The sequence below is a fragment of the Pseudomonas sp. SH10-3B genome, from assembly GCF_019891415.1.
Classification (GTDB): domain Bacteria; phylum Pseudomonadota; class Gammaproteobacteria; order Pseudomonadales; family Pseudomonadaceae; genus Aquipseudomonas.
This window is the reverse complement of the sequence record NZ_JAFLXD010000008.1, coordinates 33,513-55,231: the sequence shown is the minus strand read 5'-3', so window position 1 is coordinate 55,231 and position 21,719 is coordinate 33,513. Positions and strand designations below refer to the sequence as shown.

Below are 21,719 nucleotides of genomic sequence, written 5' to 3'. Positions count from 1 at the left end.
CGAGCACCACCCATGATTTTCCCACGTCGCTGGCTGATCCTTGCGATCATTTCCAGCGCCTTGCTGCTCATCGTCATCGACATGACAGTGCTGTACACCGCCCTGCCCACCCTGACCCGAGAGCTGAATGCCTCGGCCTCGGAAAAACTCTGGATCGTTAACATCTATGCGCTGATCGCCGCCGGTCTGCTGCTGGGCATGGGTACCCTCGGTGACCGTCTTGGACACAAACACCTGTTCATCGGCGGGCTCGGCGTGTTTGGCCTGTTCTCGCTGATTGCGGCGTTCTCACCCTCCGCCGCCGTATTGATTGGCGCACGGGGGTTCCTGGCGGTCGGCGCTGCGATGATGATGCCCGCCACGCTGGCCATCGTACGGGTGACCTTTACGGATCCGCGCGAACAGGCCATGGCGTTCGGTATCTGGGCCTCGGTGGCGTCAGGAGGCGCGGCGTTCGGTCCAGTGGTGGGCGGCCTGTTGCTGGAGCATTTCTGGTGGGGCTCGGTATTTTTGATCAACGTGCCGATTGTGCTGGTGGCATTGGTCGTCGGCGCCCTCTTGATCCCGAATCACCCGGGGGATACGAGCAAACGCTGGGACTGGCTGGGCTCGCTGCAGGTGATGATCGGCTTGATCAGTGTCGCGTATGCGGTCAAGGAACTCGGCAAACGCACGCCCTCCTTCGAAGGCATGCTGATCGCACTGCTGCTGGGCGCGCTATTCCTGACGTTGTTTATTCGCCGCCAACGTCGCGCCACTCAGCCGATGCTCGACCTGGGGCTGTTCAAAGCCACGGGGTTCAGAAATGCGGTGATCTCGGCCGTGGTGTCCGCCGCAGCGTTGATCGGCATGGAGCTGGTATTCAGCCAACGCCTGCAACTGGTGCTGGGCCTGTCGCCACTGGAAGCGGCGTTGTTCATCCTGCCGCTGCCGTTGGGCTCGTTCATCTCCGGGCCGTTGGCCGGTTACTACCTGCCTCGTCTGGGGAACCAGCGGATGCTGTTCTGGACCCTGCTGCTGTCTGCTGCGTCGATGCTCGCCTACCTGCTGCTGTATGACGCTGCGGTGTACCTGCAACTGATCGTCCTTGCGCTGCTGGGTTTTACCATTGGCGCAGCCCTGACGGCGTCGTCCAGCACCATCATGCTCAGCGTACCCGCCAACCAGGCCGGCATGGCCGCCTCCATCGAGGAAGTCTCGTTTGAGCTGGGCGGTGCGGTGGGGGTGACCCTGGCGGGCAGCCTGTTATCAGCGATTTATGCGTATTCGGCGGGCGTGGTGATTCCCTCCTGGCTGACCCGCAACCCTGCGACCTTCGACAGTCTTGACGACGCGCTGGTCGTTGCCGAAACGCTGTCGCCCGAAGGCGCTGCCATGCTGCGCGCATTTGCCCGCTCGGCGTTCGACGCGGGCTTTGTCACGGTGCTGGCGGTGTCGGCAGCACTGCTTTTGATCGCAGCGCTGCTGGTCAAGTTGAGCAGGCAAACACCGCCGGCCACGCCTTAAAGCTTGTGGCTGCCCAACGCCAGGAACCGCTGGGGCGATGCCTTGCGCAGCCGCGCCGCGAGGAATACCCCGCCCAGCAAGGCCAGGGGAATAATCGCGCAGAGGCTGTAGGACAGCAGTCGACTGGCACCGGTCAGTACGTCGAAATGCACCACCGCCAACACCAGCACCGCCAAGAGCGCCAAGCACGAGAAACCCGGGAAGATCTGCCCGCGCCAGACCCCGACCTGGAGCTGCGGGTGGCGTCGGAAGAACACCAGCACTGCCGCCGAAGTCAGCGCCATCAGCAAGATCACACACAGCGTGGCCAGGTTGGACAACCAGGCAAACAGTTGCAGGATCGGATCGGCATCCAACGCGGCGAAAATCAGCACCACCACGGCCGAGATCAGGCTCTGCAAGGCCGAGCCCATATGCGGGCTCTGGTGTACGCGGTGGGTGGTGCCCAACTGGCTGTGGAGCAAACCGTCACGGCCGATGGCATAGAAGTAACGTGCAGCGGCGTTATGGAAGGCCAACAGCCCGGCATAGATGCTGACCATGAACAGCACACGGATAACCTGGGTCAGTTGCGGGCCGACAAAATGGTCGGACATGCCGTAGATAAACGTGGTCGGATCCTGCAAGGCCTGCAACATCGGCACGATCTTGTCCGCCCCCACGCCCACCACCATCGACCACACCGATAACGCGTAGAAACCACCGATCAGCAACACCGAACAGTACGTCGCAATCGGAATGGTGCGCTTCGGGTCCTTGGCCTCCTCCCCGTAGATGGTCGTTGCCTCAAAGCCGATAAAGGCGGCGAAGCAAAACAGCAAGCCGATGGACGGCGTGCCGCTGAACACTCGACTGCTGGTGAAGGCGTCAAGGTTGATGCCGCTGTCGCCACCGGACTTGAGGATGGCGAAGTCCAGGACCAGGATCGCCAGGTACTCGGCGATCACCATCACCGACAGCACCCGCGCCGACAGGTCGATCTTGCGATAACCCAGGATTGCGATGCTGACCATCGCCATCAGCGAGTAGGACCACCACGGCAGCACCAGGCCGAACGCGGCTTCCATGGTGCCACTGACCACCCCGCCGAACATGCCATACAACCCAACCTGCAGGATGTTATAGGCAAACATCGCCAGCACCCCGGCCGCGCCACCCGCCAGGCCGCCCAGCCCGCGTGCGGTAAAGGCGTAAAAGCCACCGGCGTTGGTCAGGTGGCGGGACATGGTGGTGTAGCCCACGGAGAACGCCAGCAGCACCAGCAAGGCTAGGATCAGCAACGCCGGGGTCCCCGCCCCGTTGCCCAGCATGATACCGATGGGGAAGCCGCCGGCGATCACACTCAGCGGGCTTGCCGCCGACACCACGAAGAAGATGATAAAGCCCACACCCAGGGCGCCACGCTTGAGCTCCGTGGAGCTGTTGATCGAGTTGGATACACTCATGTTATTGACCTTATTGTATGAGGCAGTCGCTGCAGGATCGGTGCAGCCGGCGGTTCACCGGCACCGAATAGCTTGTCGTTCTTGTTGCACGCTGGCACTGATCCTATGCCTGCCCTGCAACGTGCCGGTATCCCAAATCGGTAACGCAAGCACCCACGGCGAAACACCCGCCTCTCCCAAGCAGGCTGTATCCGGTCTTTGCAGAATTTTTCGTTCAGGCGCGCGCGTAAGCGGCGATGGCTGCGCGGGCGGTATGGGACGGCAGCTCTGCGAACAGCTCCTGGTACTCCGCCGCGAAATGGCTCAGGTGATAGAAGCCCCACTGGGCGGCGGCATCACCAATCGTCAGCTCGCAGGCACGGGTGGACATCAAGGTGCGGCGTACACCGTTGAGCCTTACAGAGCGCAAGTAATTCAGCGGAGTGGTCTCGGCGACCGAGCGGAAGCTGTTCTGCACCGTACGCCGACTCACCTGGAGACGCTCGCACAAATCGATCACGCTGGGCACGTTGATCATTTCGGTGGTCGCCAGGCGGTGGCATTTCTCGACGATAAAACTGCGCGTGGAACTGGGGCTGCGCTGGTGCTTGTCGCACGCGGGGTCGATCATCAGTTGCAACAGCTCACTGAGCATGGCCTGCTCCAGCGCTACCTCGCGCGCTCGATCCAGCGTGCTATCGAGGTCTTCGTGCACCAGTGCCTGGGAGAAAAGCGCCAGCAATCGGCGCCGAGCCTGGGCAAATCGCTGGGGGGAAACCCTGATCACCGGCTGGCGCAGCAACCGATTGAGGTCCTTGGCTGAAGCGGTCTGCTCCAACGCCTCGTCGAATAAGTCACGCTCAAAGGTGATGGACAGCAACTCCATGCCCATCGGCATATGGAACATGAACTCCTCGCCGCCGTGGAGAAAGAACAGGCTGCTGTCATCCACCTCGCGCCCCTGCATGCGAATCGAACCCGGGACGTTGATCGGCACGGCGAAGCACATCTTGTCGCGGGGCGCCACGCCGTTCTGCACCACGCGCTGGTTGATCTGTTCGAGAAACAAGTGACAACCGGTTGTCGTCAGTTGCATCAGCGAGCTCTCGGCGCAGCCGGCGGTTAACTGGCTGTAGTCCTGGTTCCACTGCTGGATGGTGGCTGCATGGACGTGGACATCTCGAAAATGGCTGATCGTCTGGTTTTTCATTGGGTCGTGTACCTCTACCAATATTCTTGTTTTTAGATCGCCTATGGGCTTGATAGTCGCACATAGCACAAATCGTGGAAATTGTTTATGCGCTGGAATGCATGCATCTCATGTGCCGATTCGGGCTACCGGCCTGGAACCGGCGCCGGAGATGATCGGCACACTTAAATAGACATTCCAGAGAGACCGTCATGAGTGAAGCCAAACTTCAATCCCTGCACTTCGCGGATGCCCCGCGGATTATCTCCGGCGAACTGCCCGGCCCCAAAACCCGCGAAGCCCTGGCGCTGTCGGCGAGTACCGAGTCGATGGCACGCGGCGGCGGACGCATGCCGATCGCCATGGACCGCGCCTTCGGTGCGACCTTCAAAGACCCCGACGGCAACACTTACATCGACCTGTCCGCCGGCGTTGGTGTCAGCAGCGTAGGTCGCTGCCACCCCAAAGTGGTGCAGGCGATTCGCGAACAGTCCGAAGTGCTGATGCACGCCCTGGAAATCAACAGCACCCGGCGTACCGAGCTGGCTGCCAAGTTGTCCGAAATCGCGCCCGAGGGGTTGCGTGGCGACTGCATCACCTTCTTCACGCAAAGCGGCAGTGATGCCCTGGAAGCCGCGATCAAGTTCGCCAAGCGCATCACCGGGCGGCACCAGATCATCGCCTTCCACGGCGGCTACCACGGTGTGTGGAACGCTTCGGGCTCGCTGACCACCGGCACGGCCTACCGCAAGGGCTTTGGCGCGCAGATGGGCGGCGTGATTCACGCTCCCTACCCTTACGCCTATCGCTTCCCCTTCGACACCACCCACAAAAGCGCCGAGCAGATCGCCGGCGAGTACATCGATTACCTGTTGAACACGCCGTACACCGCCGCCGATGACGTGGCGGCCGTGATTGTGGAACCGGTACAGGGCGAAGGCGGCTACGTGCCGCCGTCGCCGGAATTCCTGCAATTGCTGCGCCAGGCCTGCGACCGCAGCGGCACATTGCTGATTGTCGATGAAGTGCAGTCCGGCGCCGGTCGCACCGGCAAGATGTGGGCGGTCGAGCATTCCGGCGTGAAGCCGGACATGCTCACCTTCGGCAAGGGCATCGGCAGCGACCTGCCCATGGCCGGCCTGATCATGCGCTCGGACCTGGCAGCGAAAATCCCCGACGGTTCCATGCCCAACACGTTCGCCGCCAACTCGTTGTCGGCTGCCGTGGCACTGACCAACATCAGCATCCTCCAGGACCCTGAACTCGACCTGCTCAGCCGTGCCCACACCCTGGGGCTGGAAGCTCAGGCGCATATTCGCGGCTTCAACAGCCCGTTGGTCGGTGAAGTGCGCGGGCGCGGCCTGATGATCGGTATCGAACTGATCGAAGACCCGCTCACCAAGGCGCCCCTGCCGGGCGAAAAGATCGGCCAACTGATGGGCTATCTGCTCAACCACGGCGTGCTGATGATTCCCTGTGGCCGCTACAGCAACGTGATGCGTGTCATGCCCTCGCTGACGATCTCGCGTGAGCTGTTCTTCAAGGCACTGGACATCTTCGGCGACGCCCTGGCTTCCCTCAAAGCATGATCTTGTCCATTACTGGAGGACCGCAACATGACTGAGCACTTGAATCATTTCATCGAAGGTGCGTCCTGCGAAGCCTTCGACCGTCGGCGCATCGACCTGGTCAACCCCGTGACTGAACAGGTGTACGGCAGCTCCGCACGCGGCACACGCGAAGACGTGGACCGTGCCGTGGCGGCTGCACGCCGGCAACTCGACGGCGGCGAGTGGAGCCAACTCGACGGCGCCCAACGTGGCCGACTGCTGTCGAAACTGGCCGACCTGGTGGAGCGCGACACCGAGCTGCTGGCCGATCTCGACGCCAACGCCATCGGTCGCTCCCCCATCGAGCCGCGCCGGATGGACCTGCCCAACGCGATTGCCAACCTGCGCGCCGCCGCTGGCTGGGCCAACCAGCTTGAAGGTCGCACCATTCCCACCAGTGGCTACTTCGGCACCAAAACCCTGTCGTACACGGTACGCGAGCCCGTCGGCGTGGTGGGTGCCATCGTGCCCTGGAACTCGCCGCTGATGATCACGGTGTGGAAGCTCGCCGCGTTGCTGGCGGCTGGCTGTACCGTGGTGGTCAAGCCATCGGAAGAAACCCCGCAGTCAGCCTTGCAACTGGCGCTGCTGGCGCAGGAAGCGGGTTTCCCGGACGGCGTGATCAACGTGGTCACCGGCTACGGTAACGAAGTCGGTCGCGCCCTGTGCGAACACCCGGATATCGCCAAGATCAGCTTCACCGGCAGCCCCGAGGCCGGGCGTGAAATCCAGCGCACCGCCGGTGTGTTGTTCAAGCGCGTGGCCTTGGAATTGGGCGGCAAGAGCCCGCAAATTGTGTTCGACGATGCCTCCTTCGAGGACGCCCTGCGCGGCTGTACGCTCGGTCTGTTCGCCAACCAGGGCCAGGTGTGTGCGGCCGGTTCGCGGATCCTGGTGCAGCGCAGCCTCGCCGACCGTTTCGGCGCCGCACTGGCCGAGGCCGCCCAGGCGGTGACCGTGGGCGACCCTCGCGAGCCCGGCGTACAGATGGGCCCCGTGGCCAAGAAGGCGCAATTCGATCGCGTCAACCGCTATATCCAACTGGGCATCGACCAAGGCGCAACGCTGTTGGCGGGCGGCGTCTCGGCCCCTAAGAAAGGCTGGTTCGTGCGTCCGACGATCTTCGCCAACGCCCGCAACGACATGGAAATCGCCCGGGACGAGATCTTCGGCCCCGTTGGCACACTGATCACGTTCGACAGCGAAGACGAAGCGATCGCCCTGGCCAACGACAGCAGCTACGGCCTCGCGGCCACCGTCTGGACCAGCGACCTGGTCAGAGCCCACCGCGTCGCGGCAGCGGTGAAAGCCGGCGCCGTGGGCATCAACTGCTGGAGCCCATTGGACGCCAACCTGCCCTGGGGCGGCGTCAAGACCAGCGGTATCGGGCGTGAAGGTGGGTTCAGCGGTGCACTGGCCTACACCGAGGAGAAAGTCATCACCGTGCTGCTGCCGTCCTGAGTGCAGCGCCTACCCTGACCGAGCCACCCTCCAACGTTGAGGGTGGCCATTCAACCGTGCATCGCTCCGTGGAGAGCCTGATATGAACCCAATAGATCAACCGACAATCGATCGGTACCCGACCTCCCTGCGCGTGTTGCACTGGGTGCGTGCCGTGCTCGTCCTGGGCCTGCTGTGGGTCGGCTGGCACATGACCGGCATGAATGATGAAGTGGCGAGCAAATACGAGCTCTATTACCCGTGGCACAAGTCCTTCGGAGTGTTGACGTTCCTGGTGGTCCTGACTCAGCTCGCCGTGCGTTTTCGTACCCCCAAGCTGCCGCAGCCGCTGGAAACCCTGGCGGGGTATGAACGGTTCCTGTCACGCCTGACCCAGCGCGTGATGTACGTGCTGCTGGTGATCGTGCCGTTGATGGGCTACTCCATGTCGAGCACCTACACGATGAGCGACGGGGTGTTCTTTTTCGGGGTTAACCTGCCGGAACTGTTGCCAAAGAATGACGATTGGTTTGCGGTGTTCCAATGGCTGCACAAAGTCCTCGCCTATACGTTGCTGGTCCTGATCGTGCTGCATGTGGCGGGCGCCCTCAAGCATCGCTTCTACGACCGCGACCCGCGCAACGACGTGTTGCGCCGCATGCTCTGAATGGATGAGGCGTTGACGCAAAACGTCAACGCCTGCGGGACCTGCAACAGCCTTTAATGATGACTCAGAACGTCACCCACACAATGAACTGCATGTACGCGTTGGTCGACGCGCTGCCGCTCTGCCCGCCACCGTTGCCAAACCATTTCTCGGGCTTATAGAGGCCGATCAAGGGCGAAAGCGTGACGTTATCCGTGACCATCCAATCCAGGAACAGATCCACCTCCCGCGCCGCGAAATCCCGCTCATTGCGACGGGACAGTTGGTGGTAGTCGAAGGCCATCGCGTTCAGGGTCAATTTCTCGCTTGGCCGGACTGAAAGCAGCACGTCGTTGATCTGCATATTCGAGGTCACCGAACCGGCGTAGTTGGCTGCGATTTCTCCCTGGTAGCGTTTGCGAAAGCCGCCCTGGAACAGGAAATCCCAGCCTTCGGAATAGCGCGAGTAGCGATAGCTGACCGTCGGCTGCCATTGCACATCGGCGAAGGTGTAGCCGGCGTCGAAGAACATTGCCCGCTGTGAGCCGGAACGTTTTTCCTGGCGAGCCACCTCGAATGCGAAGTCGGCGTTTTCAATCCCCGCGTTGCCCTGCCCACGAATGCTGTAGACGTTCATGCCCTTGCGTTCAAGCCGATCCGCGAAGGCATATTTCTCATCCACATCCAGGCCGTGAATATAGGTCGAACCGATTGAGCCAATGGGGGTGGTGTAATCGAGAGTGCCTACCGCCAGTTCGGTCTTGGACTGGCCGGGGTTCTCGGACTTCAGCCATATCAGGCTGCCGTGCAGCCCCTCCTTGCCGCCCAGTTTCAGCACCGCCGTGTTGCCAAACGCCAGGCGCTGCCCAAGGTAGAAGGCCCCCCCTCGGTTGAATCGACCATCGCGCACGCCCTCGATGGGACTGAATGCGTTCCCTGGGTTGAAGCCATCGTCGGTGATCAGGAAACCGTCCACCGTGACCAGTTGGCGCCCAAACGAGAAATCTACGCCGTCCTGGCCCAGGGCAGGCAGCAGGTCGCCGGACCTCCAGCCCAGGAAGGCGTCTTCCACCGCGGTTCTGCGCTCATTGCCCGCCGTGATCGCCCCCGGATCACCGTCGCCCCATGTGCCGCTGCTGAGCAGGCTGAAGCCGCCGTATATGGCGCCAGCGGTGATCTTGTCGGTGGTGCCGTTGAGGCCATATTTGGCGTAGCCCTCCTGCCAGCGCATGCTGCCGGGTTGTTTCTGCGGGTCGCCGACGTAGTTGCGGGTACTGCCGAACCAGCCAAACCCGGCGCCCAGGTCGGCGTTCAAAACGGTTGCACCGTCGTCTTCGCTGTAGACCGTATAGGCGTGCGCCTGTGAGCCGACTGCACAGAGTGCAACCAGCGACAGTAATGGCGCGTAGGGGGGAATGCGCATGACGTCTCTCCTGTTTTTATAGTTGTGAGGCGAGACACAAGTGTTCCGGCATGGGTCGCCAGCGCGGTAACCCAAATCAGCATCTGCACGGGCCTGCTCGTCGATCCGTCGTTGCGCGATACCTCACCCGCGCCAAAACGCCTGAACACCTTCAATGGTTGCCGTTTTGGGCTAAGGCCTGTGAACGCGAGCGCCCTATGCTGGGCCCATAAGAACCATAAAAACCGAGGCACCCGTCATGACCCCTTTGTCACCTTTTCCGCTGTTTCGTCAGGGGCTTTGCCTTCTGACCCTCATCGCCTGCAGTGCCTTAGCGCCTGTGGCCAGTGCCCACCATTCATTTGCGCTGTTCGACCAGACCCAGACCCTCACGATCAAGGGTGTGGTCGAGCGCTTCGCCTGGACCAACCCGCACATCACGATCTACGTCGACGTTCCCGGCCCGCCGGCCCAGCGCTTCAAGATCGAGACCGGCAGCGTCAACGCGCTGCAGCGCACAGGCTGGACTGCCGACTCGGTCAAGGCCGGCGAAAACGTCGAGGTTTCCTATAAACCGTTGAAAAACGGTGAGCCCGGCGGGCTGCTGGTGGAGATCAAGATGGGTGACGTGGTGCTCTCGGGCGGCGGCTAAACGCAGCTCCTCCCGAATGCGACAACAACAGAACTGGGCAAACCAGCAACGCGGAGACTTTTCAATGAAACCAGCACGCACCTCCAACGCCGCCATGATCGTCCTGGGCGTGGTCCTTGCGACCTTCGCCGGGATAAGCAGCGCCGCGACAGCCTCGCAAAAGCACAGCGCGACCACCCGGCCAGACATCAGCGGTACCTGGGAAAGAACCCCTGACGACTGGTTCGGCGAAAACCCGGACGACCCGGTACACCCCGGCGGTCCGATGGACCTCAAGGCGCCCTACGACACCGAGTACGCCGAGCTCAAGAAGAAAGAAGCCGTGGCCAACGCCGCCGGCACACCGATCGCCACCACCAGTTCCAAGTGCCTGCCCGAAGGCATGCCGACAATGATGGCGGCGCTCTTCCCGATCCAGATCATTCGCGATGACAAGCAAGTGATCATCCTCGGCGAGTATCTCCAGCAAGTGCGGCGGATTCTCTTGAACCAGGCCATGCCGCCCACAGACAAGCTCGACCCGCTGTACCAAGGCCATTCGCGCGGCCACTGGGAAGGCGACACGCTGGTGGTCGAGACCCAACGCGTGCGAACGGACGTGCGCTTCTACGACGTGCCCCACGGGCCGGCCATGAAGATCACCGAACGCATCCGCTTACGCGGGCCGGATCACCTGGAAAACCAGGTCCTGATCGAAGACCCGCAAGTCCTCAATACCCCGTATCGCTTTACGTTTGAGTACAAGCGCTCCAACTACGCCATTCAAGAGTACGTGTGCGAGAACAACCAGATCGTGATCGACAGCGAGGGCAAGGCATCTCTGAGCCTTGAGTGAAGACGCCCATCCATCCCCTGCTGGAGCTTTACGAATGAAACGCCTGACCCCCCTCAGCCTCAGCGTCGTGCTGTGGCTGTGCATCGCGGCGAACACGTTCGCCGAGGTGCCACGCATGCCCACGGCGATCCCCGTGCCGCCTTCCGACAAGGCGCCGCTGTCGTCGGCGACACGCCCGGGCACCGAATACAGCGACCTCGACCACTACGGCTACATCGAGCAAGAGTACTACCTGCAAGGCGTCGCCCCGGCCATTAACGCCGCCGGCCAAACCCTGTTGGAAGCGCCTTACACCACGCGCATTCTGGTGCGTAAACCGGCGGATCCGGCGCGCTTCAATGGCACGGTGGTGATCGAGCCGTTCAGTTGGTTCGGCGAGCGCGGCGCAGGTTGGATTCTGACCCGCGACTACCTGCTGCGGCGCGGCTACGCGTACGTCGGGTACACGCTGAATGTGAACAAGCCGGCGGTGGACCCCAAGTTGATCTCCGACACCCCGACGGCCGAAGCCGAACAGATCGCCCAGTACGGACCGATCGTGAATTTCGAGTTCATGCGCCGCTTCGACTTTGCTCGCTACGCGCCGCTGGGCACCTATTACGACCCGGTCCACTTCACGCGTGGCGCAGCGCCCGATCCCTTTGCGCCGCAGTCCCAGGGCATCGGCGCGCAACTGGCGTTGCTGCTTAAAACCAACGCGGCCCAGAGCCCGCTGGCGGGCCTGGAGGTGCAGCGCGTCTATGTGAATAGCTGGGCCGTCACCGCGCAAGTCTGGATGGACTATCTCGACCAGGGCCGTCACCAGCAATGGCGCATGCCCGACGAAACGCCGCTGATCGACGGCTATATGACCGGCCGCATGGCCTACGGAGAAGTGGGCGGCGACGTGATCCGCGTGCCGCGCCAGATGCCCGAAAGCGTGCCGTTCGTGACCGTCTACAGCCAGTCCGAACTGATGCACGACGTGATCGAAGGCATCCCCCTGCCCGCCGACACCGACGCCCCGCAGCTGCGCTACTACGAAGTCACCGGCATTCCCCATCTGCGCCTGGCCGACCTTGGCACGGAGCACACCGAAAAACTCGCTGCCGACATCGGCAAGGGCGACGACCCGCGCTGCCGGACGTTGTATGACGAACCGGCCGAACTGGTGGTCTCGGCGCTGCTGGATGGCATGGACCAGTGGGTGCGCGACGGCAAACCGATGCCCAAAGCCCCCCGCGTGGTGCGCGACGGCAAGGCCGCTGCCCGTGCGCCCGCTACCGGCAACCTGCAAGGCGGCGTGCGCCCGCCGTGGATCCAGGTGCCCAGCGCCCGCTACCTCACCGATCAAGAGACCGGCTGCGGACTGATCTACGACACCAAGGTGCCTTACCCGAAAGAAGTGCTCGGCCAGCGCTATGGAAATTTCAGCCGCTATGCACAGAAGTTCGAAGACGCCAAAGCCTTGTCGATCCAGCAAGGGTACTTGCTGCCCGAGGATGCGGCGGGCCTGCATCCGATCGCAACCCCTGAAGATTTCTAACCCATTGCGGGAGAAAAACCGATGTCATCGTCACTCATCATTGCCTGGATCTACGCGTCACCGTTAAGCACTGCCATCCGCGACATCCTGTGGGTCATCCCCACGGTGCAGAGCATTCATATCATCGCCATCACCGTGCTGTTCGGCTCGGCGCTGATTTCCGATCTGCGCCTGGCGGGCGTGTTTGCCAGCGATGAGCCCTTGCGCGGCATCGTACGCCGTTACTACCCGTGGATGCGCAATGCACTGATCGTGCTGCTGTGCACTGGGCTACTGATGATCATCGCCGAGCCTGATCGGGTACTCGTCAACTCGACGTTCTGGCTAAAGATGGTCCTGGTGGTGACCGCGTTCAGCTTGACCTGGCTGCTGCGCCGCCCTCTGCTGCGCTCTGCCGGCAGTGACGTCGCGTCGGGTTCCGTCAAGGCATTGGCGTGGCTGTCGATCGGTTTGTGGTGCGTCGTGATCATCTGCGGGCGCTGGATCGCCTACACGATCTAAGCGTTTTCAACCCAAGTTCTCAGGTATTCACCATGAATGTTCAACCTCTGCTGCAAGCCGTCCAGGACACTCCGGTCGCGACGTTCATTCGCGAGTCAGGCTCGGCATTCCCGATGCTGGAATCGGTGCACGTGATCGGCATCGCCATCGTCTACGGCACCATCGCCGTCGTCGACCTGCGCTTGCTGGGCGTCACCGCGCACCGGCGCGGCGCGCTGAAGCTGATCCAAGACTTGCTGCCGTACACCTGGGTCGCGTTCGTGACCTGTGTGATCACTGGCCTACTGATGTTCTGCGCGAATGGCACGACCTATGTGCAGAACACCGCGTTCCTTTTCAAAATGGGCCTGTTGATGCTGGCCGGGATCAACATGGCCGTGTTCCATCTCGGGGCCTTTCGCCGAATTGCCGAATGGGACACGACGCTGCCGCCTCCGCGCCAGGCGCGTGTGGCCGGCTTCAGCTCGTTGCTGCTGTGGGCGGGCGTGGTCTTCCTGGGCCGCTGGATCGCGTTCCTCTGATGGCGCGCCCCAGCGCTGCAATCACGCGGGTGCGCCCACGCTCCAGTGGATGGGAGTCGCTGGCGTTGGTGCTGGCGGCCCTGAGCGTCATCGCCGGCGTGGCCGGCTATGTGCTGCTGCGCCCCGAACGCGTTGGTCCGCCTACCCCGTTGAGCTGGCAGGTTCGTTCCCTCGATGGCCTGGGCGCGGTCGATCAGGCCATCCATAGCGCGTTGTTACCGGCCGGTGAAGAAATCATCTGGACCAACAACGATACCGGCGGCTGGATCACCCTGGAGCGGGCGCAGAAGCTGTTGCTGCCGCCCTTCTACCGGGATGCCTTCTGGAAAGCCAATGGCGAGGTGCACTGGCAATTGATCCTGCCGGGCTCCCACGTGGCCCATACGGGGGGCGATGACGATGCCACGGCGGCGGCCCCGCCCGTCAACGCCGTGTCCCAGGCCACCCTGGGCCAGGGTGCGACGGTGTACTACGGCTCCGGCGGTCGTGCACCGGGCCAGAGCGCCTACCTACTGATCATCGGTCATGCCCATGCGGGAGTGATGTGGGCCAACCAAGCGACGATCTGGGTCCACCGTGACCCGAACGTGCCCTACCCCGCCATCGTCAAGCCCGAATCCCTGGTCGGCGAAGGCTGGCGCCAAGTCATCCCGTACGACGGCACCAGTGAAATCGAACGCGTAAAAGGAACCCAGCCATGACTGTGTCTACGAAACACCGCGCCTTGTGGCGCCGTTGCATCGCGCTGCTGGTGTTGATACCCGCCATCGCGCTTGCCGGCCCGGCCTTCGCCTCGGCAAAGAAACTCAGGGTCGGTATAACCCTGCATCCCTACTACAGCTTCGTCGCCAATATCGTCGGTGATCGGGCCGAGGTCGTTGCGCTGATCCCGGCAGAGGCTAACCCGCACAATTACCAGCCGCAGCCCGATGACATTACCCGCGCGATGAATATCGATGTGCTGGTGGTCAACGGCATCGGCCACGATGAATGGGCCTTCCAGATCATCAAGGCCGCCGGCCGCACGCAAACGCTGCCGATTATCCAGGCGAATGCCACGGTGGCGCTGATTCCCATCGGTGGCGACCAGGAAGGCGTCAAGGTGGTCAACCCGCACACCTTCGTCTCCACCACGGCGGCGATACAGCAGGTGTTCGAGATCGCCCGCCGGCTCGGAGAGCTGGACCCGGACAACGCGGCGGTGTATCGAAAAAATGCCCTGGCGTATGCAGGCCGTATCCGCGAGCTGCGCGCAGGCTTCATGACGCGCTTTGCCGCGCTGGACTTGTCTTCGTTCCGCTGTGCGACGACCCATGCCGGCTACGACTACATGATGCAGGAGTTCGGCCTGTTCGTAAGCGCGGTGATCGAGCCGCGTCACGGCGTCGCGCCGACGGCACGCCAATTGGCCAACACCATCGAGGCGATCAAGAAGGCCAACGTCAAGGTGCTGTTCGCCGAGAAAAACTTCTCCCTCGACTTGGCCAAACCCATCGAAGCCGCCACCGGCGTGAAGGTGTTCGCCCTGTCCCATATCACCGGGGATACCTACAGCGCGGACGAGTTCGAGGTGGCGATGCGTGAAAACCTCGAAACCCTGGCGCAAGCCGTTGAGTACACCCAGCAATGAATACGCTGAAGGAGGAATACGCGATGCGCGGCCCCGCCATTGTGTTCGACAACGTCTCCCTGCGACTGGGAGGCACGCAGGTGCTCGACCAGGTGAACATGCGCATCGAAGCCGGCGCCTTGCACTGCCTGGTAGGCCCCAACGGCGGCGGCAAGACCTCACTGGTGCGTGCGCTGCTGGGGCAGATGCCGCATACGGGAGCGATCCGCTTCGAGGGTGAGTTCACCACGCCCATGGGCTATGTCCCGCAGTTGCCGGACTTCGACCGCAACGTGCCGATGACCGTCAACGATCTCATGGCCCTGCTGGGTCAACGCCGGCCTGCCTTCTTCGGCGCAAGCCGCGCCGCCAAGGCGGCCAACGCCCAGGCCCTGGCGCGTACCGGCATGGCGGGGATGGGAAAAAAGCCGTTTGGCAGCCTGTCCGGCGGTCAGCGTCAGCGCGTGCTGCTGGCCCAGGCCATAAGCCCGGCGCCGTGGTTGCTGATCCTCGATGAGCCGACCGCCGGGATCGACGAGGCCGGTGTGCGCCTGGTGGAGACGCTGGTGGCCGAACTGAACGCCCGTGGGGTGACCATCCTGTGGATCAACCACGACCTCGAACAGGTCAAGCGTGTCGCGCAGTCCGTGACCGTTATCAACCAACGGGTGCTGTTTCACGGCCCCGCCGATCAGATCGACAGCCGACTGGAGGCGATTCGATGAATGCCTTTTACGATTTCATTCGCGACCACCTCCAGGCGCTCGCCGCGAGCCACGTGTTGCCGCAGCCGTTCGAATATGAGTTCGTGATCAATGCGCTGATGTGCTCGGTGCTGATCGGCCCCCTGCTGGGCGTATTGGGCTCGATGGTGATGATCAAGCGCATGGCGTTCTTCAGCCAGTCCGTGGGCAATGCGGCGATGACCGGCGTGGCCATTGGCGTGCTGATCGGCGAGTCCTACACCTCGCCCTACTTCTCGATGTTCGGCTTCTGCCTGCTGTTCGCGCTGACCCTCAAGTACACGCAACACCGCACCACCCTGGCGAATGACACGCTGATCGGTGTGTTCCTCTCCATCTCGCTGGCAGTGGGGGCTTCGTTGCTGCTGTTCGTCTCGGCAAAAATCAACACGCACGTCATGGAAGGTGTGCTGTTCGGCTCGATCCTGGCCGTCGACCACACCGACATGAACGTACTGCTGGGCGTGACGGTGATTTGCGCGCTGATCGGACTGCCGCTGTACAACGGCATGCTGCTCTCCAGCCTCAACCCGAGCCTGGCCCATGCACGCGGCGTGAAGGTGCGCAGCGTCGAGTACCTGTTCGTGGTGCTGGTCACCCTAGTCACGGTGGCCTGCCTGAAGATCATCGGCGCCGTATTGGTGGAGGCCCTGTTGCTGATACCGGCAGCAGCGGCCCGCAACATCAGCCACTCACTGCCAGGCCTGGTCACCTGGGCCGTGGTGATTGCGACCTTTTCCTGTGTGGTCGGCATTCTGGCACCGATGCAGTTCCATATACCCGTGCCCACGGGCGGCGCCATCGTGATCGTCGCGGCCTTGGTGTTTGCGTTCACCAGCATCATCCGAGGCACCGCGCCGCAGTTCAAAGGGGCCAGCGTATGACACGGTTCAACTTATCCATTCGTCCTTGGCTGGCACTTGTGGTCGTGATGCTGGGCGGCGCGCCGTCGGCGTTTGCGCAGGTCGACCAGCAACAGGTGCTGGTCGCCCTGCCAGCGCTGTATGCACTCACCTCGGCACTCGGCGAAGGCACTCATATCGAAGTGGTACGTGTGCCGATGGACGCCGCCGTGCCCATGGAAAGCCAGGCCAACGCGCTGTCACGCCTGGCGCCGGAGGTGTTCCAGAAGGCCGCCGCCGTGGTCACCCTGAGCAGCCTGTGGCGTGCTGATCCGTTGTATGCGACGGCTCGGCGCCAGAACCTGCGCATCGTCGAAATCGATGCGTCGCACTCATGGGACAGCTTCAAGCCCGGCGTGGCCGTGACCCGCGCGCCCTCCAACGATGTGCCCTGGGCGAGTGCCCGCGACGGCGATGGCGGCCTGTCGCCGTACGCCTGGCTTGGCCCAGTCAATGCCATGCGCATGTCGGCGTTGATTGCAGCCGACCTGGCACGCCTGTCCCCGGCCGACGCGCCTCGGATCGAGCGCAACCTCGTCGCACTCGACGGCCGCTTGCGCCAGCTGAAGGCCGATTACGGTGACCGGCTGTTGAAGGTGCCGGACCTGCGCGTGCTGTCGCTGGCCAGTGAGCCGGTCTACCTGTTCGGCGAGTTTGGCGTGTATGTGGACGGTTGGTTCGTGCGCCAGGACATCGACTGGACTGACGCCGACCGCACCGCCCTGACCGACTACCTGCGCGAGCGCGAAATCCGTGTGGTGGTGCACAAGTGGGCGCCTGACGCCAGGATTGCCCAGGCCATCCAGGACGGCGGCGCCCGCCTGCTGATCCTGGATATCGGCAACCCGGGCATGCTCGCCAACACAGCCAACGGCTATGAGGCGTTGCTGAGTTCCAACCTCGACGCCTTATTGGCGGCCTTCGCACCGGCCGGCGCCCCTGCGGCTGACGTTCAAGCCGCGAAACCGCAGTGATCAACTTCGACCATGGAGACGCAAACCTGATGAAAACGCGAGATCTGGCCTACCCGATACTGCTGGCAGGTGCCCTGCTGTTCTGCCGGGCCGCCTTGGCCCACGGCCCCGTTTTCGATTGCTATATCGAGCACGATGACTGGGTGAAGTGTGAAGCCGGCTACACCGACGGCAGTTCCGCCGTGGGCCGCAAGATCCATGTCCAGGACACCAGCAATAAGGTGCTGATAGACGGCACTGTCGATAAAGACAACAGCTTTACCTTCCAGGCCCCCACTGGCGTCTACTCCGTGGTGTTTCTCGGGGGAGACAACCATGGCGCCACAATCCAATCCTCTGACATCACCCAGTGAAAACCACCATGCCCATCAAACGACGACTGCTCCACGCCCTCGCCGCCGCGACCTTCGGTTGCATGGCCGGTGCCGCACAGGCCCATTTCCAGATGCTGTACGTGGACGAAACGGCACTACCGCGCGCGGACAACCTGGAATTCGCCATCGTATTCACCCACCCGTTCTCTGGCGGGCCGACGATGAACATGGGGCAGCCCCTCGCCTTCAACCACGTCAGCTCCCATGGCGGGGAGAAAGTCGACCTGCGTCAATTCCTGCGACCCGTGCAGTGGCAGAGTCGCGATAATCAGGCGAGCGCCTACCGTGCATCGATCCCGCGGGAATTGGTGCGCTCCCTCGGGGACCATGTCTTTGTACTGGAGCCCGAGCCCTACCTGGAAACCGCCGAAGACGTCTACATCCAGCAGTTCACCAAACTGGTCGTGAACGTCGGTGGCGTCCCCGGCAACTGGTCGGAACCGCAAGGCTTGCCGGTTGAAATCCAACCGTTGAACAAGCCCTATGCCAACTGGACCGCCGGCGTGTTCCGCGCCGTGGTGCTGGCCGACGGCAAGCCCGTGCCGTTCGCCGAGATCGAAATCGAATACCTCAACCATTCGGTCGATATCAAAGGCAACGCCTTCGGCCAGCAGGACTACGTCACGGCCCCCCAAGCCTCGTTCAAATCCCTGAGTACCTATTCGGATGCCCAAGGCGTCGTCACGATCGGCCTGCCCCGAGCCGGCTGGTGGGGCATTGCAGCGCTGAACATCGGTGCGACCAAAATCTACAAAGGCAAACCGCTGTCCCAGGACGCGGTGCTGTGGATCCAGGCCAAGGATATGAAATAACGTGCTACCGGGCAGGGTTCCAGGTTAATGGGACCCTGTCCTAGCCGTCGCCTCCTAACCACAGCGTGGCATCCTTCCACGCCCCAACTGTCACTAACTCCTCCAGGGTTTCCAGCAGGATTTTTTCCCAACTCAATGCCAGGCGACTGCTCCTGCGCTCCTTGAGTGTGGTCAACGAAACCGTCGACCGAATACCTGGCCTCTCGATGGCGTGGCCGACCAAAATCCCCTTGGCGATATCTTCCTGCACTGCCGCATGGGCCAGGATCGAGTACCCCATGCCTTCAGCCACCATGCGCTTGGTCAGGCTGACACTGTCCACGTCGAATATCACATTCAAATGAAACCCGTTCTGCGCCGCCACTTGCTCGATCAGGCGTCGATTGCTGTGGGGTAATCCTGGGAGGATCAGTGGAAAATCCGCCAACCCCATGATGCGCACCGATTTCGTCGATTCGCCTGGCGGCCCGACCAGAACCATCCGTTCACTGAAAATCGGCCTGACATCAAACGCCTCAAGCAGCGGCTGGTTGTACACCACGGCGACCTGAATACGACCATCCAGCAACCACTCCTGCAATGACGTGCTCAACCCTTCCAATGCATGCAACGACGCCTTCGGCCAACGCTCGTGAAAACGACGGATCAACTGTGGCCCGACGATGGTACCGATCGCTGGGGGCAAGCCGATTGCCAGGTGCCCGCGCTCCTCGAATGCGCTGTTGCGCACGTGGTCGGCGGTTTCTTCCATGTAGCGCAGCATGACGTCTGCACGCTCCAGCAAGCGGGCCCCGGCGGCCGTCAGTTCCACACCCCTGCCATGGCGAATGAACAGTGCGACCTGAAGCTGCTCTTCGAGCTTGGCGATCTGCCGGCTCAGCGCCGGTTGAGCGATAAAAAGCTCTTTGGCGGCGCGGCTGAAGCCGCCGCACTGAGCCACTTTTACAAAGGAGCGGAGTTCTCGAATGTCCATCGTACTCACCATGCCGTAATGGCATAGCTTTGTATCAAAATAAGGTTTTTGTGCCTAGACATAGTTTTTTCTATGCTCAACGCGGATAGCTGAAGGCCCAGCTTGCCCGTCAAGGGACGTGTTACCACAAGAATAATGATGCCCACTATTGGGTCAGGAAATGCCATGAATCAGTTAAAGAAGCTCCACGTGCAGGTGCTGATCGCACTTATCGCTGCCGTCATTCTCGGTTTCGCCGCACCACAATGGGCGGTCGCCATGAAGCCCCTCGGACAAGCGTTCATTGCCCTGCTGAAAATGATGCTGGCACCGATCGTCTTCGTGACCCTCGTGCACGGTCTTACCCACGTTCAGGACATGCGTAAACTCGGCCGGCTCGGTATCAAGTCGCTGGTCTACTTTGAAGTGGTCAGCACGGTCGCGATGCTCATTGGCTTTATCCTTGTAAACGTCGTTGAGCCGGGAGTAGGCCTGCATGCGACAAGCCTGAATGAGTCCAGTGAGGCGATCAAGGCAACTTCCGCAGCAGGCGGTGTATCCATGATCAACTACCTGCTGGGCCTGATCCCTCACACACTGGTCGATGCATTCGCCAAGGGCGACATCATTCAGGTACTCATTATTTCGGTGCTGGCGGGCATAGCGATCAATCGCGTATGCGCCCCGGACTCTGTCGCTGTAAAAGCCCTTGGCGAAGCGCAGAGCATCCTGTTCAAAATGCTCAGCTTCATCATGAAACTCGCCCCCCTCGGTGCGTTCGGTGCAATGGCGGCAGCCATCGGCAGCTACGGTGGTGACACCCTTCTCTACTTGCTCAAGCTGATCGTTGTCTACTACGCCGCCTCGCTGATCTTCGTGTTCGGCATTCTGGGTTCGATCAGTTGGTCCATCGGCTTGCCGTTCGGCAGTGTGCTGCGCTTGATCCGCGATGAAATCCTGCTGGTGTTCGGCACGGCGTCCGGTGAGGTGGTGTTTCCGCGCCTGATCGAAAAGCTCAAGCGCAGCGGTTGCGATGAAGTGGTGGTCGGTTTTGTGCTTCCGGCAGGCTATAGCTTCAATCTCGACGGCACCGCGATCTACATGGCGATTGCCATCGGTTTCATCGCCCAGGCCACCGACACACCGTTCTCGCTGATGCAGCAATTGGGTCTGCTGGCCATCCTGAGTATTACCTCCAAGGGCGGTACCACCGTGGCGGGCGGCGCCTTCATCAAACTGGCCGCGACCTTGCAATCGGTGCAAACCCTGCCCCTGAGTGGTCTCGGGCTTCTGTTCGGCATCGACCGCATCATGGCCACCGCTACCGCCCTGACCAATATCGTCGGCAACACCGTCGCGGTGTTCGCCATCGCCCGCTGGGAAGGCGCCTTCAACCCTGAAGACTTCGAACGCGAAACCGGCCGTAAACCGAGCCGCAGCCTGCTGCGCCCGCCGGTGGAAGCCCAGTCGGCCGAGTTGCCCATCGAGCCGGCGCATAAACCTCATATTCAATCACCGCGTCCCTGACAGGAAAGCTCCATGAATCGTCTGCCCCCTATCGACCCAAACAACCTCAGCGATGCGCAGCACTCGGTCTACGAGCGCATCGCCAACGGCCCGCGCAAAGGCGTGCGAGGCCCCTTGGCCATCTGGCTGCATCGGCCTGAACTGGCCGAGTGCGCCCAGGCGTTGGGCCGCTACTGCCGCTATGACACCTGTCTGGATCCGCGCCTGTCCGAGTTGGCCATCCTGATGATGGGGCGCCACTGGCTCGCCGAATACGAATGGGCCGCCCATAAGCCGTTCGCGCTGGAGGCAGGTTTGGCGCCGCAGATCATTGATGCCATTCGCGATGACCTGCCGCCTGCGTTCGAAAACGCCGATGAAGCGCTGGTTTACCGCTTCATTCGCGAACTGCATGCCCAGCGTGCAATCAGCGACGACCTGTACGCCGAATTCACTGCGCTGTTGGGCACCGATGCGGCTGTCGACCTGGTCGGCATCGCGGGCTACTACAGCCTGATTTCCATGACCATCAAGGTATTCGAAGTGCCCCCGCCCGCCGGCGCCACTGCCGAACTGCCGACTACATTGAACTGAGG

22 protein-coding genes are annotated in these 21,719 nt (G+C 62.1%); 18 read left to right on the top strand and 4 right to left on the bottom strand.

Features of this window, described 5'->3' with window-relative positions:
* Positions 1–12: 12 nt before the first annotated feature.
* The gene (locus tag J1G35_RS08645) at positions 13–1,506 is read left to right on the top strand and encodes an MFS transporter (protein ID WP_223014618.1); all 1,494 of its coding nucleotides are present in this window, start codon (positions 13–15) and stop codon (positions 1,504–1,506) included.
* Here J1G35_RS08645 and J1G35_RS08640 read toward each other — a convergent pair.
* Together J1G35_RS08640 and J1G35_RS08635 are read right to left on the bottom strand one after the other, a co-directional pair.
* Positions 1,503–2,951: an APC family permease gene (locus J1G35_RS08640; protein ID WP_223014616.1), complete on the bottom strand. Its 1,449-nt coding sequence runs from the start codon at positions 2,949–2,951 to the stop codon at positions 1,503–1,505. The genes J1G35_RS08645 and J1G35_RS08640 overlap by 4 nt on opposite strands.
* A gap of 214 nt (positions 2,952–3,165) precedes the next feature.
* Positions 3,166–4,140, bottom strand: a complete 975-nt coding sequence (locus J1G35_RS08635) for a helix-turn-helix domain-containing protein (protein WP_053129978.1) — start codon at positions 4,138–4,140, stop codon at positions 3,166–3,168.
* Between the two features lie 191 nt (positions 4,141–4,331).
* Here J1G35_RS08635 and J1G35_RS08630 point away from each other — a divergent pair, with 191 nt between their 5' ends.
* From J1G35_RS08630 to J1G35_RS08620, 3 genes are all read left to right on the top strand, one after another.
* Positions 4,332–5,708, top strand: coding sequence for an aspartate aminotransferase family protein (locus tag J1G35_RS08630; RefSeq protein WP_223014614.1), 1,377 nt, complete (start codon positions 4,332–4,334; stop codon positions 5,706–5,708).
* A 27-nt stretch (positions 5,709–5,735) separates the two neighbouring features.
* Positions 5,736–7,190, top strand: coding sequence for an aldehyde dehydrogenase family protein (locus tag J1G35_RS08625; RefSeq protein WP_223014603.1), 1,455 nt, complete (start codon positions 5,736–5,738; stop codon positions 7,188–7,190).
* Positions 7,191–7,272: 82 nt separating this feature from the next.
* Positions 7,273–7,836, top strand: a complete 564-nt coding sequence (locus J1G35_RS08620; RefSeq protein ID WP_126570222.1) for a cytochrome b — start codon at positions 7,273–7,275, stop codon at positions 7,834–7,836.
* Positions 7,837–7,900: 64 nt separating this feature from the next.
* On the opposite strand, the gene J1G35_RS08615 is transcribed toward J1G35_RS08620, so the two are convergent.
* Positions 7,901–9,238 carry an alginate export family protein gene (locus J1G35_RS08615; RefSeq protein ID WP_223014601.1) on the bottom strand — a complete coding sequence of 446 codons (1,338 nt, stop codon included), beginning with the start codon at positions 9,236–9,238 and terminating at the stop codon, positions 7,901–7,903.
* A gap of 238 nt (positions 9,239–9,476) precedes the next feature.
* On the opposite strand from J1G35_RS08615, the gene J1G35_RS08610 reads away from it, so the two are divergent.
* From J1G35_RS08610 to J1G35_RS08555, 12 genes are all read left to right on the top strand, one after another.
* The gene (locus J1G35_RS08610; protein WP_223014599.1) at positions 9,477–9,869 is read left to right on the top strand and encodes a DUF6152 family protein; all 393 of its coding nucleotides are present in this window, start codon (positions 9,477–9,479) and stop codon (positions 9,867–9,869) included.
* 64 nt (positions 9,870–9,933) lie between these two features.
* Positions 9,934–10,704, top strand: a complete 771-nt coding sequence (locus J1G35_RS08605) for a hypothetical protein (RefSeq protein WP_223014597.1) — start codon at positions 9,934–9,936, stop codon at positions 10,702–10,704.
* A gap of 34 nt (positions 10,705–10,738) precedes the next feature.
* The gene (locus J1G35_RS08600) at positions 10,739–12,229 is read left to right on the top strand and encodes an alpha/beta hydrolase domain-containing protein (protein WP_223014596.1); all 1,491 of its coding nucleotides are present in this window, start codon (positions 10,739–10,741) and stop codon (positions 12,227–12,229) included.
* Between the two features lie 21 nt (positions 12,230–12,250).
* Positions 12,251–12,730, top strand: a complete 480-nt coding sequence (locus tag J1G35_RS08595) for a DUF6644 family protein (protein ID WP_223014594.1) — start codon at positions 12,251–12,253, stop codon at positions 12,728–12,730.
* 32 nt (positions 12,731–12,762) lie between these two features.
* Positions 12,763–13,251: a DUF6644 family protein gene (locus J1G35_RS08590; RefSeq protein WP_223014591.1), complete on the top strand. Its 489-nt coding sequence runs from the start codon at positions 12,763–12,765 to the stop codon at positions 13,249–13,251.
* Positions 13,251–13,952, top strand: a complete 702-nt coding sequence (locus tag J1G35_RS08585) for a hypothetical protein (RefSeq protein WP_223014589.1) — start codon at positions 13,251–13,253, stop codon at positions 13,950–13,952. The genes J1G35_RS08590 and J1G35_RS08585 overlap by 1 nt, the downstream gene beginning before the upstream one ends.
* Positions 13,949–14,881, top strand: coding sequence for a zinc ABC transporter substrate-binding protein (locus J1G35_RS08580; RefSeq protein ID WP_223014588.1), 933 nt, complete (start codon positions 13,949–13,951; stop codon positions 14,879–14,881). The genes J1G35_RS08585 and J1G35_RS08580 overlap by 4 nt, the downstream gene beginning before the upstream one ends.
* Complete coding sequence (locus tag J1G35_RS08575; RefSeq protein ID WP_223014586.1) at positions 14,878–15,585, top strand: metal ABC transporter ATP-binding protein; 708 nt, start codon at positions 14,878–14,880, stop codon at positions 15,583–15,585. Before J1G35_RS08580 ends, J1G35_RS08575 begins: the two co-directional genes overlap by 4 nt.
* Positions 15,582–16,487 (top strand): metal ABC transporter permease, encoded by a 906-nt coding sequence (locus J1G35_RS08570; protein ID WP_223014584.1) that lies wholly within the window; start codon positions 15,582–15,584, stop codon positions 16,485–16,487. Before J1G35_RS08575 ends, J1G35_RS08570 begins: the two co-directional genes overlap by 4 nt.
* Positions 16,484–17,479 (top strand): zinc ABC transporter substrate-binding protein, encoded by a 996-nt coding sequence (locus J1G35_RS08565; RefSeq protein WP_223014582.1) that lies wholly within the window; start codon positions 16,484–16,486, stop codon positions 17,477–17,479. The genes J1G35_RS08570 and J1G35_RS08565 overlap by 4 nt, the downstream gene beginning before the upstream one ends.
* Positions 17,480–17,508: 29 nt before the next feature.
* Positions 17,509–17,832 (top strand): hypothetical protein, encoded by a 324-nt coding sequence (locus J1G35_RS08560; RefSeq protein WP_223014580.1) that lies wholly within the window; start codon positions 17,509–17,511, stop codon positions 17,830–17,832.
* Positions 17,833–17,840: 8 nt separating this feature from the next.
* The gene (locus J1G35_RS08555; protein ID WP_223014578.1) at positions 17,841–18,665 is read left to right on the top strand and encodes a DUF4198 domain-containing protein; all 825 of its coding nucleotides are present in this window, start codon (positions 17,841–17,843) and stop codon (positions 18,663–18,665) included.
* Between the two features lie 40 nt (positions 18,666–18,705).
* Here the strand turns inward: J1G35_RS08555 and J1G35_RS08550 are convergent, their stop codons facing one another.
* Positions 18,706–19,638: a LysR family transcriptional regulator gene (locus tag J1G35_RS08550; RefSeq protein ID WP_223014576.1), complete on the bottom strand. Its 933-nt coding sequence runs from the start codon at positions 19,636–19,638 to the stop codon at positions 18,706–18,708.
* 165 nt (positions 19,639–19,803) lie between these two features.
* Between J1G35_RS08550 and J1G35_RS08545 the strand changes: the two genes are divergently transcribed.
* Together J1G35_RS08545 and J1G35_RS08540 are read left to right on the top strand one after the other, a co-directional pair.
* Positions 19,804–21,144, top strand: a complete 1,341-nt coding sequence (locus J1G35_RS08545; protein ID WP_223014574.1) for a cation:dicarboxylase symporter family transporter — start codon at positions 19,804–19,806, stop codon at positions 21,142–21,144.
* Between the two features lie 12 nt (positions 21,145–21,156).
* Positions 21,157–21,717: a carboxymuconolactone decarboxylase family protein gene (locus tag J1G35_RS08540; RefSeq protein ID WP_177013697.1), complete on the top strand. Its 561-nt coding sequence runs from the start codon at positions 21,157–21,159 to the stop codon at positions 21,715–21,717.
* Positions 21,718–21,719: the final 2 nt, after the last annotated feature.

Excerpts from the sequence above, each read along its gene's own strand:
- J1G35_RS08595 (WP_223014594.1), top strand. The coding sequence starts at position 12,251 with ATGTCATCGTCACTCATCATTGCCTGGATCTACGCGTCACCGTTAAGC.
- J1G35_RS08590 (WP_223014591.1), top strand. The coding sequence starts at position 12,763 with ATGAATGTTCAACCTCTGCTGCAAGCCGTCCAGGACACTCCGGTCGCG.
- J1G35_RS08600 (WP_223014596.1), top strand. The coding sequence starts at position 10,739 with ATGAAACGCCTGACCCCCCTCAGCCTCAGCGTCGTGCTGTGGCTGTGC.
- J1G35_RS08615 (WP_223014601.1), bottom strand. The coding sequence starts at position 9,238 with ATGCGCATTCCCCCCTACGCGCCATTACTGTCGCTGGTTGCACTCTGT.
- J1G35_RS08645 (WP_223014618.1), top strand. The coding sequence starts at position 13 with ATGATTTTCCCACGTCGCTGGCTGATCCTTGCGATCATTTCCAGCGCC.
- J1G35_RS08540 (WP_177013697.1), top strand. The coding sequence starts at position 21,157 with ATGAATCGTCTGCCCCCTATCGACCCAAACAACCTCAGCGATGCGCAG.
- J1G35_RS08585 (WP_223014589.1), top strand. The coding sequence starts at position 13,251 with ATGGCGCGCCCCAGCGCTGCAATCACGCGGGTGCGCCCACGCTCCAGT.
- J1G35_RS08545 (WP_223014574.1), top strand. The coding sequence starts at position 19,804 with ATGAATCAGTTAAAGAAGCTCCACGTGCAGGTGCTGATCGCACTTATC.
- J1G35_RS08570 (WP_223014584.1), top strand. The coding sequence starts at position 15,582 with ATGAATGCCTTTTACGATTTCATTCGCGACCACCTCCAGGCGCTCGCC.
- J1G35_RS08550 (WP_223014576.1), bottom strand. The coding sequence starts at position 19,638 with ATGGACATTCGAGAACTCCGCTCCTTTGTAAAAGTGGCTCAGTGCGGC.
- J1G35_RS08635 (WP_053129978.1), bottom strand. The coding sequence starts at position 4,140 with ATGAAAAACCAGACGATCAGCCATTTTCGAGATGTCCACGTCCATGCA.
- J1G35_RS08575 (WP_223014586.1), top strand. The coding sequence starts at position 14,878 with ATGAATACGCTGAAGGAGGAATACGCGATGCGCGGCCCCGCCATTGTG.
- J1G35_RS08565 (WP_223014582.1), top strand. The coding sequence starts at position 16,484 with ATGACACGGTTCAACTTATCCATTCGTCCTTGGCTGGCACTTGTGGTC.
- J1G35_RS08625 (WP_223014603.1), top strand. The coding sequence starts at position 5,736 with ATGACTGAGCACTTGAATCATTTCATCGAAGGTGCGTCCTGCGAAGCC.
- J1G35_RS08610 (WP_223014599.1), top strand. The coding sequence starts at position 9,477 with ATGACCCCTTTGTCACCTTTTCCGCTGTTTCGTCAGGGGCTTTGCCTT.
- J1G35_RS08560 (WP_223014580.1), top strand. The coding sequence starts at position 17,509 with ATGAAAACGCGAGATCTGGCCTACCCGATACTGCTGGCAGGTGCCCTG.
- J1G35_RS08605 (WP_223014597.1), top strand. The coding sequence starts at position 9,934 with ATGAAACCAGCACGCACCTCCAACGCCGCCATGATCGTCCTGGGCGTG.
- J1G35_RS08630 (WP_223014614.1), top strand. The coding sequence starts at position 4,332 with ATGAGTGAAGCCAAACTTCAATCCCTGCACTTCGCGGATGCCCCGCGG.
- J1G35_RS08555 (WP_223014578.1), top strand. The coding sequence starts at position 17,841 with ATGCCCATCAAACGACGACTGCTCCACGCCCTCGCCGCCGCGACCTTC.
- J1G35_RS08580 (WP_223014588.1), top strand. The coding sequence starts at position 13,949 with ATGACTGTGTCTACGAAACACCGCGCCTTGTGGCGCCGTTGCATCGCG.
- J1G35_RS08640 (WP_223014616.1), bottom strand. The coding sequence starts at position 2,951 with ATGAGTGTATCCAACTCGATCAACAGCTCCACGGAGCTCAAGCGTGGC.
- J1G35_RS08620 (WP_126570222.1), top strand. The coding sequence starts at position 7,273 with ATGAACCCAATAGATCAACCGACAATCGATCGGTACCCGACCTCCCTG.